The 12437-nt window shown below is 72.9% G+C and carries 13 protein-coding genes and 1 pseudogene; 4 read left to right on the forward strand and 10 right to left on the reverse strand.

Annotation, left to right across the window (positions count from 1 at the left end):
- Positions 1-92: 92 nt before the first annotated feature.
- The 4 genes from C1708_RS25130 to C1708_RS25145 all read right to left on the reverse strand — a co-directional run bounded on the left by C1708_RS25130 (position 93) and on the right by C1708_RS25145 (position 3338).
- Positions 93-983, reverse strand: a complete 891-nt coding sequence (locus C1708_RS25130) for a hypothetical protein (RefSeq protein ID WP_106414809.1) — start codon at positions 981-983, stop codon at positions 93-95.
- Complete coding sequence (locus C1708_RS25135) at positions 980-1585, reverse strand: SigE family RNA polymerase sigma factor (protein WP_106414810.1); 606 nt, start codon at positions 1583-1585, stop codon at positions 980-982. Before C1708_RS25135 ends, C1708_RS25130 begins: the two co-directional genes overlap by 4 nt.
- A 502-nt stretch (positions 1586-2087) precedes the next feature.
- On the reverse strand, positions 2088-2561 hold the full coding sequence (locus C1708_RS25140; RefSeq protein WP_106414811.1) for a GNAT family N-acetyltransferase: 474 nt from the start codon (positions 2559-2561) through the stop codon (positions 2088-2090).
- Positions 2562-2564: 3 nt separating this feature from the next.
- Positions 2565-3338 carry an IclR family transcriptional regulator gene (locus C1708_RS25145; protein ID WP_106414812.1) on the reverse strand — a complete coding sequence of 258 codons (774 nt, stop codon included), beginning with the start codon at positions 3336-3338 and terminating at the stop codon, positions 2565-2567.
- Between the two features lie 142 nt (positions 3339-3480).
- Here C1708_RS25145 and C1708_RS25150 point away from each other — a divergent pair, with 142 nt between their 5' ends.
- A complete protein-coding gene (locus C1708_RS25150) occupies positions 3481-5010 on the forward strand; it encodes an aldehyde dehydrogenase (NADP(+)) (RefSeq protein WP_106414813.1) in 1530 nt (509 codons plus the stop codon).
- 6 nt (positions 5011-5016) lie between these two features.
- On the opposite strand, the pseudogene C1708_RS35225 reads toward C1708_RS25150, so the two are convergent.
- Positions 5017-5243, reverse strand: a pseudogene (locus C1708_RS35225) (response regulator transcription factor); the annotation flags it as partial.
- 178 nt (positions 5244-5421) lie between these two features.
- Here C1708_RS35225 and C1708_RS25160 point away from each other — a divergent pair.
- The 3 genes from C1708_RS25160 (at position 5422) to C1708_RS25170 (ending at position 7998) form a co-directional block, all read left to right on the forward strand.
- Positions 5422-6030, forward strand: a complete 609-nt coding sequence (locus C1708_RS25160; protein ID WP_106414814.1) for a DUF1349 domain-containing protein — start codon at positions 5422-5424, stop codon at positions 6028-6030.
- Between the two features lie 102 nt (positions 6031-6132).
- Entirely contained in the window at positions 6133-6849 is a 717-nt protein-coding gene (locus tag C1708_RS25165) for a DsbA family oxidoreductase (RefSeq protein ID WP_106414815.1), read from the forward strand.
- A gap of 96 nt (positions 6850-6945) precedes the next feature.
- Complete coding sequence (locus tag C1708_RS25170; RefSeq protein ID WP_106414816.1) at positions 6946-7998, forward strand: aminotransferase class V-fold PLP-dependent enzyme; 1053 nt, start codon at positions 6946-6948, stop codon at positions 7996-7998.
- Positions 7999-8171: 173 nt separating this feature from the next.
- Here the strand turns inward: C1708_RS25170 and thpD are convergent, their stop codons facing one another.
- The 5 genes from thpD to C1708_RS25195 all read right to left on the reverse strand — a co-directional run bounded on the left by thpD (position 8172) and on the right by C1708_RS25195 (position 12252).
- Positions 8172-9068 (reverse strand): ectoine hydroxylase, encoded by an 897-nt coding sequence (gene thpD / locus C1708_RS25175; protein WP_106414817.1) that lies wholly within the window; start codon positions 9066-9068, stop codon positions 8172-8174.
- Between the two features lie 6 nt (positions 9069-9074).
- Positions 9075-9473 carry an ectoine synthase gene (locus C1708_RS25180; protein WP_106414818.1) on the reverse strand — a complete coding sequence of 133 codons (399 nt, stop codon included), beginning with the start codon at positions 9471-9473 and terminating at the stop codon, positions 9075-9077.
- Positions 9474-9506: 33 nt separating this feature from the next.
- A complete protein-coding gene (gene ectB / locus C1708_RS25185; protein ID WP_106414819.1) occupies positions 9507-10778 on the reverse strand; it encodes a diaminobutyrate--2-oxoglutarate transaminase in 1272 nt (423 codons plus the stop codon).
- A gap of 68 nt (positions 10779-10846) precedes the next feature.
- Positions 10847-11353: a diaminobutyrate acetyltransferase gene (gene ectA / locus C1708_RS25190; RefSeq protein WP_106414820.1), complete on the reverse strand. Its 507-nt coding sequence runs from the start codon at positions 11351-11353 to the stop codon at positions 10847-10849.
- Positions 11354-11706: 353 nt separating this feature from the next.
- Positions 11707-12252 (reverse strand): DinB family protein, encoded by a 546-nt coding sequence (locus C1708_RS25195; RefSeq protein ID WP_198602587.1) that lies wholly within the window; start codon positions 12250-12252, stop codon positions 11707-11709.
- Positions 12253-12437: the final 185 nt, after the last annotated feature.

Here is a 12437-nt window from a genome sequence, read left to right on the forward strand (position 1 = left end):
ATTCCTTGCGTGGAGAGGGTCTTTGCGTCTCTTGGTCGCCGCCGGAGCGGGAAGGGTTGCCGCCTCTCCGAAGATTTTTTCCGGGCCGGCCGTCACGAGTCCCCGTCGTCGGACGAACCACCCTCGTCCGCCGCCGCCTTGTCCCCCCGGCGCGCGAAGTCGCCGCCCACGGAGAGCCGCTGCCCACCGGTGGCGGCCGTCGCGGTGTAGCGGTCGTCCCCGGCGTCCCGGCCGCCGCGCTCGTGGTCGTACTGCCCCGCGAACACCCACTCGCCCGGCGGGACCGCACGGCCCTCCTTGAGCGTCCAGGTGTAGACGAGGAAGCCGCCCCGCTCCCGGACCGTGAGGTCGAAGTCGGCCTCGGGCAGCGAACGCCAGGCGCCCGTGGAGGCCACCCCCCCGGTCTGCGCGATCCGCAGTTCCACGGTGAGCGCGGTCAGCCGCTCGGCGGTCTTCAGGGTGACGTTGCTCTGCGCCCAGAACTCGTTGCTGTGCGGGTCCACCGAGCCGTCCGACCACAGCGGCCCGTCCTCCACCCCGGCCGGCGGCCGGACGGTGCCGGACGCACTCGGCGTCCCGGCGGACGGGGTGCCGGTGTCCCGCGGCCGGTCCGGGGCGTCCGGGGCGTCCGGGGAGGGCTCCACCGGCGGCACGGGCGCCCTGCTCGTCGCGCCCGGGGAGGGCGTGGGCGCCGGGACCGGCGAGACGGCCACGTGCCGCTGCGAAGGCGGCTCGTCGCCCTTCACCGCGGAGGCGACTGCGTAACCGCCCACCGCGAGCACACCGGCCACCGCGGCCGTCGCGCCCGCCATCCGGAGCCAGCCGAACACCGGCGGGCGCCGGGCCCGGTGGTCCGGCCGGGCCGGGCCGGCCATGCCGCGCTCGATCCGGGCCAGCATGCGCTCCCGGTCGGGCTCGTGCGCCCCGGCCGCCTCCTGCAGCCGGGCGCGCAGCTCCTCGTGCACGTCCCGCCGCATCGTCACCGGTCCCTTCCCTCGGCCCCGCCGGAGCGTTCGCGCCTGCCCTCGGCCCTGTCCCCGCGGGCGGCCGCCCCCATCGCCGCGTGCACCCGCTGCGGCACCTCCCGCGCGCCCAGCAGCCGCTGCAGTTCGGCCATCCCCTTCGAGGTCTGGCTCTTCACCGTACCCACCGAGACGCCCAGGGCCAGCGCGGTGTCCTTCTCCGACAGGTCGAAGGCGTACCGCAGCACCACGCACGCCCGCTTGCGGAACGGCAGCCGGCGCAGCGCCTCCCGCACGTCCACCACGCCCGCCACGTCGGGATTCTCGGTCCGCTCCTCGCGCTGCGGCCAGAACAGCGCGATCCGGCGCCGCTCGCGCACCGCGCTGCGGATCCGGGTGCGGGCCAGGTTGGCCACCACGCCCCGGGCGTACGCCACCGGGTGGTCGGCGGCCCGCACCCGGTCCCAGCGGTGCCACAGCGCCAGCAGCGCGTCCGCCGCCAGGTCGTCGGCGGCGTCCGCCTCACCGGTCAGCAGATGGGCCAGCCGGGACAGTTCGGCGTAGTGGCGCTCGAAGAAGGCGTGGAACTCCACGGAGGCGGTGTCGTCGACGACGGTGCCCATGGCTTCCCTCCCCTCGCGGCGGCGTCGGGCGCCCGGCGGGCACCTGTGTGGCTGTGCGCGTCGTGTGGACGGCGTGTGCGTGTCCGGCGTCGACCGGACGAGATCCGGAGCGTAGCAGTGATCGTTCATGCGTTCGTGCGGGGGGCCGAACGCCGTCTGACGGGCCGACAGCCGGCTCCGTCCTCCGGGCCCCGCCCGAACTCCGTCCCGGACGGGCGCGGTCCGGCCGGCGCGCGCCCGTCGGCCCTCCGGCGCAGGGGGCGCTCGTCAGGTCCGGCACCGCGTCCGGCGCGCGGAGGACGACGCCGTTCCCGGTCCGCTCCGCGGCCGGCCCGGTCGAGCGGATCCCGGGCGCCGGGCGGGTGCGGGCGGAAGAGGACGGGCCGCCCCCGGGGGGAGGGGCGGTCCGTCCGCGCGGACGGCCTTCCGGCCGGAGGGGTCCGGTCCCCGAACGCGGCCTCCCCCGCCGTCCGGACGGCGCCCGCGGTGCCGCGACGCGCGGTCAGCCCTCCAGTTCCAGCACCAGCTCGCCGGTCTCCTCGCCCCGCCCCGGCGCGTACGCCGTGGCCTCCCCGGTGACGTGGAAACCGCACTTGTGCAGCACCCGCAGCGACCCCGCGTTGTCGGCGGCCACGCGCGCGTACAGCGGTCGGTCGGTCACCTCCGCCAGCAGCAGGCGCAGCGCGGTCGTGGCGATGTCCCTGCCCCAGTGGGCGCGGTCGATCCAGTACGTCACCTCGCGCTCGCCCCCCTCGCCGTAGACGGAGGCGGTACCCACCACGTCACCGTCCGCGAGCACGGTGCGCGCCACGATCCCGGGGGAGCTGCGGATGTGCGCCCAGTGCGCGTCGAAGCGGTCCCGGTCGGCCGGGTCCTCCGGGGTGAAGGCGGCCATCCGCACCGCCTCCGGGTCGTTCATCTGCCGGTAGAAGACGGGCAGGTCGCTGTCGTGCACCGGGCGCAGGGCGATGTCCACGGGTCAGAGCCTCCGGGTGGCCAGGGTCAGCCGGTCGCGGGCGTCGAACAGGGCGTCCTTCACCGTCTGTTCGTGCGCCGGGGTGAGCCGGGCCACCGGGACCGAGCAGCTGATGGCGTCCCGGGCGGGCGTGCGGTACGGAATGGCGACGCCGAAGCAGCGCAGCCCCAGGGTGTTCTCCTCGCGGTCCACGGCGAACCCCTGCTCCCGCACCTGGTGCAGTTCCTCGATGAGCTTCTCCCGGTCGGTGATGGTGTTCTCGGTGAGCGCGGGCAGCGTCTCCGGGAGCATCTTGCGCACCTGCTCGTCCGTGCAGGTGCTCAGCAGCGCCTTGCCCAGCGACGTCGAGTGCGCGGGCAGCCGGCGGCCGACGCGGGTGAAGGGGCGCAGGTAGTGCTGGGACTGACGGGTGGCGAGGTAGACGACGTTGGTGCCGTCGAGACGGGCCAGGTGGATGGTCTCCGTGGTGTCGTCGGAGAGCCGGTCCAGCGTGGGCCGGGCCGCCGCGACGACCTCGTCGCCGTCGATGTACGAGGTGCCCACGAGCAGGGCCCGCACGCCGATGCCGTACCGGGTGCCCGTCGCGTCGGTCTCGACCCAGCCGAGGTCGACGAGTGTGCGCAGCAGCATGTACAGGCTGGACTTGGGGTAGCCGACGGCCTCCTGGACCGCCGCCAGGGAGTGCATCCCGGGGCGCCCGGCGAAGTATTCGAGCAGTTCAACGGTCCGCACCGCGGACTTGACCTGCGCCCCGCCGCCCGTCTCGCCAGCCGACATCGCCCTTGACCCCTTCGTTCGCCGGGAAATAGTCTCCGAAGCGCATTCACCCACAGAGACAGTGTTCAGTATATCGAACAGGCGCTGTGGGTGGCGTCCGTACTGCGGCATGGCAAGCGGCATTCAAGTGGAGGGACCCGCGGTGGCAGCAGCACCAGTCTGGAGTGTCGACCCCCGAACCGGGAAGCAGCGTGAACAGGTCGCGGTGGAGGCCACGGCCCAGGAGGTGGACGCCGCCGTCCGGGCCGCCCACGACGCGCGCGAGGCGCTCGCCGACCGCACCGTCCGCGCCGCCTTCCTGCGCTCCGCCGCCGACGAGCTGGAAGCCGCCCGCGACCGGCTCGTCGAGGCCGCCGACGCCGAGACGGCGCTCGGCCCGGTCCGGCTCACCGGTGAACTCGCCCGCACCTGCTACCAGCTGCGCGCCTTCGCCGGCATCGTCGAGGAGGGCGCCTTCCTCGACGTCGTCATCGACCACCCCGACGACACCGCCACCCCGCCCGTCCCCGACCTGCGCCGCTACCGGATCCCACTGGGCGTCGTCGCCGTGTACTCGGCGTCCAACTTCCCGTTCGCCTTCTCCGTGGCAGGCGGCGACACCGCGAGCGCGCTGGCGGCCGGCTGCCCCGTCGTCGTCAAGGCCCACCCCGACCACCCCGCCCTGTCGGAGCTGGTCGCCAAGGTGATCCGGCGGGCCGCCGCCCGGCACGCGGTGCCCGACGGGGTGCTCGGCCTGGTGCACGGCTTCGACGCCGGTGTCGAGCTGATCCGGCACCCGCTGGTCGCGGCGGCCGGTTTCACCGGCTCCGTCCGCGGCGGTCGCGCCCTCTTCGACGAGGCCGCCGCCCGGCCCGTGCCCATCCCGTTCCACGGCGAACTCGGCTCGCTGAACCCGGTCGTGGTCACCGAGGCCGCCGCCGCCGAACGCGGCGAGACGATCGGCGCCGGACTGGCCGGCTCGATGACGCTCGGCGTCGGCCAGTTCTGCGTGAAGCCCGGCCTGGTCCTCGCCCCCGCCTCCGCGGCCGGCGACGCGCTGCTGAAGTCACTGACGGACGCGGTCAGCGACACCGACCCCGGGGTCCTGCTCGACCACCGCATGCGCGACAACTTCCTCGCCGGGGTCACCGAGCGCGCCCAGCTCCCCGACGTGGAGTCCCCGGTGACCGCGGGCGCGGGCGGCGATCACACCGTCAGCGCCGGCTTCCTCACCGTCCCGGCCGAGCGGCTGACCCGCGAGGGCGAGCACGACCTGCTGCTGGAGGAGTGCTTCGGACCGGTCACCGTGGTGGCCCGCTACACGGACGAGACCGAGGTGCGCGCCGTGCTGTCCCGGCTGCCCGGCAACCTCACCGCGACCGTGCACCTGTCCTCGCAGGAGGCGGCGGGCCAGGGCCGCGGGGCCGAACTGGTGCGGGAACTGACCCCGCTCGCCGGACGCGTCCTGGTGAACGGCTGGCCGACCGGCGTCGCCGTCGCCCCCGCCCAGCACCACGGCGGCCCCTACCCGGCGACCACCTCCACCTCCACGTCCGTGGGCGGCACCGCCATCGAGCGCTGGCTGCGGCCCGTCGTCTACCAGGGCGCCCCCGAGGCGCTGCTGCCGCCGGAACTGAAGGACGACAACCCGCTCGGGCTGCCCCGCCGGTTCAACGGCCGCCTGGAGCGCTGACCCGGCTCATCCGCCGGCCGGCTCCAGGCCCGCGACGCGGGCCAGGAGCCGGCCGGCACCCGGTTGTCGCAGTCCAGCCTGGTCAGTGTCCGGCTGACGTACGTCTTCACCGTGGCCTCGCTCATGTGCAGCCGGGCCCCGGCGCCCGCGCTGGACGGGCCCTCCCCGAGGAGCGCCGGCACCTCGGGCTCCCGCTCGGTGAGCGCGGACAGACGGCGGCGCGCCTCCTCGGCCTCCCGGCCGTCCCGCGCCTCGGCGACGACGTCGATGTCGTCGGCCGAGGTGAGGATCATCCTGGTGCCGGCCCCGATGAGCGGCTCGCCGTCGCCCGGGCGGTCGTCCTGGACACCTTCCGGGGCCGCTGACCGGACCGGCCGCGCGGCCCTGCGCACCGCCTGGAACAATCCCGCCATGGACCTCGACCTACCCGAACTCCCCTTCCCGCTGCGGACCTACGGCCCCGACGGCTCCTGGTCCTACGAGGACGGCGCCCTCACCGGCTGGGCCGGACCGCGGCAGGACCGCTTCGTGCCGCCCACCGGCGAGTCCCTGGAGTCCGCCGCCGACGCGCCCCGGCTGCTCGGCGCGCCCGAGGGCGACTTCCAGCTCATCGCCCGCGTCACGGTCGGCTTCGCCGGCGCCTTCGACGCGGGGGTGCTCTACGTCCACGTCGGCGAGCGCGCCTGGGCCAAGCTCTGCCTGGAGTACTCCCCGGACGTGCCCACCGTCTGCACGGTCGTCACCCGGGGCCACTCCGACGACGCCAACTCCTTCACCGTGGAGGGCGACACCGTCTGGCTGCGGGTGAGCCGCACCGGGCGCGCCTTCGCCTTCCACGCCTCCCGCGACGGCGAGCGGTGGACCTTCGTCCGCCTGTTCACCCTCGGTGACGAGAAGGAGACCGGGGCCGCCCTGGCCGGGTTCGCGACCCAGTCGCCGATGGGGGAGGGCTGCGTGGTGACCTTCGACCGCATCGAGTACCGGCCGTACTGGCCGCCGGACCTGCGCGACGGAAGCTGAGCGGGGCCCGTCCCGCGCCGGGGAATGCCGACGACTGCTTGAACGTTCATCCGGCTGCGGAGGGAGTCTCCGCAGCCGCACGACCCTGGAGAGAGCCGGCCCATGCGCGTCGAGATCTGGAGCGACATCGCCTGCCCCTGGTGCTATGTCGGAAAGGCCCGTTTCGAGAGGGCGCTGGCATCCTTCCCGCATCGTGACGGGGTCGAGGTGGTGCACCGCTCCTTCGAGCTGGACCCGGGCCGCGCCAAGGACGACATCGAGCCCGTCCTCACGATGCTCACCAAGAAGTACGGCATGAGCCAGGCGCAGGCCGAGGCGGGCGAGGACAACCTGGGCGCCCAGGCCGCCGCCGAGGGCCTGCCCTACCGCACCCGGGGCCGCGACCACGGCGGCACCTTCGACATGCACCGCCTGCTGCACCTCGCCCGCGAGCACGGCCGCCAGGAGGAGCTGCTCGACCTGCTCTACCGGGCCAACTTCGCCGAGGAGCGCTCCCTGTTCGGCGACGACGAGCGGCTCGTCGAACTCGCCGGCGCCGCCGGCCTCGACACCGGCGCCGCCCGCCGGGTGCTCGCCGACCCGGAGGCGTACGCCGCCGAGGTGCGCGCCGACGAGCAGGACGCCGCGCGGCTCGGCGCGCGCGGGGTGCCGTTCTTCGTGCTCGACCGGAAGTACGGCGTCTCCGGCGCCCAGCCCGTCGAGGTCTTCACCCGGGCGCTCGCCCAGGCCTGGGGCGAGCGCGCGCCGCTGACCCTCGTCGACGGCGGCACGGACGCCGAGGCCTGCGGCCCGGACGGGTGCGCGGTGCCCCAGCGGTAGAACGCGCAGGCCGAGGCGTACCTATAAGCACTCCTTAGCGGTACCGCGCAGAAATATGCCATGGACGGGGAGATGACGGGGCCGCAGAGTGGTCCCATGGAGACCTTCGAGAGCCTCGTCCGCGCCGAGTTCACCCCGAAGAACACCTACCTGGACACCGCGAGCAGCGCCCTGCTGCCCGCCCGTGCCGTGGCCGCGCTCGACGCGGCCGCGCGGCTGCGCGCGGAGGGGAGACCGCTCGCCCCGTTGTTCGCCGACGTCGAGGCCTGCCGCGCCGCCTACGCCCGGATCGCGGGCGTGCCCGTCGAACGGGTGGCGGCCGGGGCGACCGTCGCCCTGTACTCCTCGCTGGTCGCCGCCTCCCTGCCGCCGGGCGCCGAGGTCCTCACCGCGGAGGACGACTTCACCTCCGTGCTCAACCCCTTCCACGCGCGCGGCGACCTCACGGTGCGGGCCGCGCCGCTGGACGGGCTGGCCGACGCCGTGCGGCCGGGCACCGCGCTGGTCGCGGTCAGCGCCGCGCAGTCCGCCGACGGCCGGATCGCGGACCTGCCCGCGCTGCGCGAGGCGGCCCGCTCCCACGGGGCGCGCACCTACGTCGACTTCTCCCAGGCGGCGGGCTGGCTGCCGGTGGAGGCCGGCGCGTACGACTACAGCGTCTCCATCGCCTTCAAGTGGCTGCTGGGCCCGCACGGCGCGGCCTTCCTGGTCGTCCCCGAGGACTTCGGGGACCTCGTCCCGGTGCAGGCCGGCTGGCGCGCGGGGGAGGCCCCGTGGGGCAGCTGCTACGGCCCGCTCACCGAACTCGCCCGCTCCGCGCGGCGGTTCGACACCACACCCGCGCTGTTCAGCTACGCGGGGCTGCGGGCGTCCCTCACGCTCGTCGAGGAGATCGGCGTGGACGCCGTCCGCGCCCACGACCTCGCCCTCGCCGACCGGTTCCGCGCGGGACTCGCCGAGCTGGGGCACGGGCCCGTGCCCGCGCCCGGCTCGCCCATCGTGTCCGTGCCGGGGCTGGGGCGGCTGCAGCCGGAGCTGGCCGAGGCGGGCATCCAGGTGTCGAACCGCGCGGGCCACCTGCGGGCGTCCTTCCACCTGTACAACACGGCCGCCGACGTGGACCGGCTGCTCGACGCGCTGTCCGGCTGAGCGCACGGCAGCGGGCCGGCGCCTCCTTGTCCCACACGAGGAGGCGCCGGCCCGCGGTCGGTGAGGCGGTGCGCACATCACCGCCGTGTGTTCCTGCTTCACCGGGGTGAAGTCCCGCGCCCCGGTGCTGTGTTCACCGGGGGCGACCCCCGGACCCCCGGCCGGGGGGTGGTTCACCGGACGGGAGTGAAGTCCCGCGCCCCGATGAACTCGGGGCGGCGGACCGGGGCGGCGAAGGGCTCGACCGCCGTGTTCTCGACGCTGTTGAACACGATGAACACGTTGCTGCGCGGGTACGGCGTGATGTTGTCGCCGGAGCCGTGCATGCAGTTGCAGTCGAACCACGTCGCCGAACCGGGCCTGCCGGTGAACAGCTTGATGCCGTACTCCGACGCCATCTTGGTCAGCGCCTCGTCGGACGGCGTCCCCGCGTCCTGCATCTGCAGGGACTTCTTGTAGTTGTCCTTCGGCGTGGCGCCGGCGCAGCCGAGGAACGTCTTGTGCGACCCTGGCATGATCATCAGACCGCCGTTGGTGTCGTAGTTCTCGGTGAGCGCGATCGAGACCGAGATGGTGCGCATGTTCGGCAGACCGTCCTCGGCGTGCCAGGTCTCGAAGTCCGAGTGCCAGTAGAAGCCGCTGGCGCCGAAGCCGGGCTTGACGTTGATCCGCGACTGGTGGACGTACACGTCCGAGCCGAGGATCTGCCGGGCCCGCCCGACGACCCGCTCGTCGCGCACCAGGTTCGCGAACACCTCGCTGATCTTGTGCACCTCGAAGACCGAGCGGATCTCCTTGGACTTCGGCTCGACGATCGAGCGCTCGTCCGCGCGGATCTCCGGGTCGTCGACCAGCCGCTCCAGCTCGCGGTGGTAGACCTCGACCTCGTCCGGGCCGATCAGCTGGTCGACGGCCAGGAAGCCGTCGCGGTCGAGCGCCTGGAGGTCAGCCGCGGAGACGGGACCGGGAGTGTCCGGGGAGCCCCAGACGACCGGGTCCTTGCGAGGGGTGACCACCTCGGTGGCACCGCGGGTCGGGTAGAGATCGGTGACGTGCGTGGTCGTGGTCACGGTGACTCACACCTCCTCGGTGAGCAGCGGATAGACGCCGTTCTCGTCGTGGTCCTCCCGTCCGGTCACGGGCGGGTTGAAGACACAGATGCAGTGGAAGTCCTCCTTGACCTTGAGCGTGTGCCGCTCGTGGCCGTCGAGGAGGTACATGGTGCCGGGAGTGATGTGGTAGGTCTTCCCGGTCTCACGGTCGGTCAGTTCGGCGTCGCCCTTGGTGCAGACGACCGCCTCGATGTGGTTCGCGTACCACATGTCCGTTTCCGTGCCCGCGTACAGAATCGTCTCGTGCAGGGAGAAGCCGACCTTCTCCTTGGCGAGGACGATGCGCTTGCTCTCCCACGTGCCGGACGCCGATTTCACGTGCCGGTCGGTGCCTTCGATCTCCTTGAACGAACGGACGATCACGGTGTTGCGATGCCTCCTCGGCTGGGGTGTGTGTCAGGCGGTCTCCCGGACGGCGCGGGCGAGGACGGTGAGGCCCTCGTCCAGCTCGTCCGGGGTGATGGTCAGGGCGGGGAGCAGCTTGACGACCTCGCCCTCCGGGCCGGACGTCTCGATCAGCAGCCCGAGCTCGAAGGCCCGCTTGGCGACCCGGCCCGCGCGCTCCTTGTCGTGGAACTCCAGGCCCCACACCAGGCCGCGGCCGCGGTACTCCTTGACGTCGGCGAGGTTCTCCTCGGTGATGGCGATCATCGCCTGCTCCACCTGCTCGCCGCGCCCCCGGGTCTGCTTCTCCATCGCGGAGCCGTCCGCCCAGTACGCCTCCAGGGCGGCGGTGGCCGTCACGAACGCGGGGTTGTTGCCGCGGAACGTGCCGTTGTGCTCGCCCGGCTCCCAGACGTCCAGCTCCGGCTTGAACAGGGTGAGCGCCATGGGCAGCCCGTAGCCGCTGATCGACTTGGAGACGGTGACGATGTCCGGCGTGATGCCCGCCTCCTCGAAGGAGAAGAACGCGCCGGTGCGGCCGCAGCCCATCTGGATGTCGTCGACGATGAGCAGCATGTCCTGGCGTTCGCACAGGTCGGCCAGCGCGCGCAGCCACTCGGGCCGCGCCACGTTGATGCCGCCCTCGCCCTGCACGGTCTCGACGATCACCGCGGCCGGCTTGTTGAGGCCCGAGCCCTGGTCCTCCAGGAGCCGCTCGAACCACAGGAAGTCCGGGACCTGGCCGTCGAAGTAGTTGTCGAACGGCATCGGCGTGCCGTGCACCAGTGGGACGCCCGCGCCGGCCCGCTTGAAGGCGTTGCCGGTCACGGCGAGCGAGCCCAGCGACATGCCGTGGAAGGCGTTGGTGAACGACACGATGGCCTCGCGGCCCTTCACCTTCCGCGCCAGTTTCAGCGCGGACTCCACGGCGTTGGTGCCTGTCGGGCCCGGGAACATGACCTTGTACGGCAGGTCGCGGGGGCGCAGGATCGCGTTCTGGAAGGTCTCCAGGAACGCGCGTTTGGCCGTCGTCGACATGTCGAGACCGTGGGTGACGCCGTCCCGCTCCAGGTAGTCGATGAGCGCGCGTTTCAGGACGGGGTTGTTGTGGCCGTAGTTGAGTGAGCCGGCTCCGGCGAAGAAGTCGAGGTACTCGTGGCCGTCCTCGTCGTACATGCGGCTGCCGTGCGCACGGTCGAAGACGGTGGGCCAGCCGCGGCAGTAGCTGCGCACCTCGGACTCGAGGGTCTCGAAGACGCTGAGGTCGGGCTGGGTGATGGTCACGACGAATCGCTCCTCGGTGGCGTGGGAAGTCAGAGGGAGTCGGAAGATCGGGGGGGCGGGCCGGCCCGTCAGAAGGCGAACGGCCCGATGCGGTACAGAACCTCGGGGTCGTGCGGTCCGTCGGGGAACTGTCCGGTGTCGAACAGCACCTCGCGCTCCAGCAGGGCGCCGTGACGCTCCGCGAACGCGGTGAACAGGCGCTCGGAGGCCGTGTTGCCGGGAGCGATGGTGGTCTCCACGGTGTCCACGCCGTGCTCCGCGGCGGTCCGGGCGGCCAGTCCGTCGAGCAGGGCGGCGGCCAGGCCGCGGCTGCGGTGCGACGCGTCGACGGCGACCTGCCAGACCAGCAGGGTGCGCGGGCTCTCCGGGCGGAGGTAGCCGGTGATGAAGCCCACCGGCTCTCCGCGCTCGTCGCGAGCGACGGCCGAGGTGGCGGCGAAGTCACGGCACCACAGCAGATAGCTGTACGACGAGTTCAGGTCGAGGACCTTCGAGTCCCTGGCTATCCGCCACAGCACGGCTCCGTCCGCCACGGTCGGGCGGTCGATTTGCAGGTCTGCTTGTGCGGCAGTCATGCGAATTGAACTTACCCAGGTAAATTCAAAATTGCATCGTCCTGCGGGGTTACGTACGAGCGCGAGATGTGTTATCGCGCGAGCGGACGGGTCCGCGCGAGAGGTCGGTGAAATGCACCGATATGTACGGAGTGAATCGGGGTGAATCGGGCGCGATGTGGAACCGGTCACATCTGTGTAACTCTCGTGACCGCGCTCGGAATCGTCCGGTAGCCGCTCCCTGGATCGGGGTGTTTAGGGTCCGGAGAAGCGGGCAGAAGAAGACGGGAAGCCACTCCGCAGAGTAATAGGGAAATAAGCCGGATAATGTCGCGGGAGTATCTGTGTGTGGGATTTCGATAATCCCACGGAATTCACGCGCCCGTCACTCCGTCGATGCGTTCCCGCAAGAGATCGGCGTGCCCGTTATGGCGCGCGTACTCCTCGATCATGTGGATCAGCACCCAGCGCAGGCCGACCTCCGTGCCGACCAGGGGGCCGGCGGCGATCCGCCCGGTGGAGTCCAGGGAGCGCCCGGCGCACAGCTCCCGCCCACGGGCGATCTCCCGCCGCCACACGGCGAGCGCCTCGTCCATCCCCTGCGCGGGCTCCAGCGCGGACCCGGTCCCGTCCTCGTACGCCGCCGGCACGTCCTGACCGGCGGCGATCCGCTGGAACCAGTTCCGCTCCACCTCCGCCATGTGCCGCACCAGCCCCAGCAGCGTCAGCCGCGACGGCTCGACCGCCGCGACCCGCACCTGCGCGTCGTCCAGGCCCGCGCACTTCAGCGCGAGCGTCGACCGGTGGTGGTCGAGCCAGCTTTCGAGCATGGCCCGCTCGTCCCCGGTGAACCGGGGGACGGGCCGCCCGTCGGGGAGACGCGGAGGCGTGGGCACGGACGAGGAGGCGTCAGCACACATGCGGGGAGCATGACACGGGGGCGGGCCGTGTCACCCGGTCCACCGGACGGTCCCGGCCACGGGCAGTCGCCCTGCCGTCCCTCGGGCCGCACGTCGGCCGCTCCGGCCTTCGCAGGCCACGCGTCAGTCGCTCCGGGCTTTCCTGGCCGCGCGTCGGCCGCCCCGCCCTTCCCGAGCCGGCGGGG

The organism is Streptomyces sp. DH-12, from assembly GCF_002899455.1.
Classification (GTDB): Bacteria; Actinomycetota; Actinomycetes; order Streptomycetales; family Streptomycetaceae; genus Streptomyces.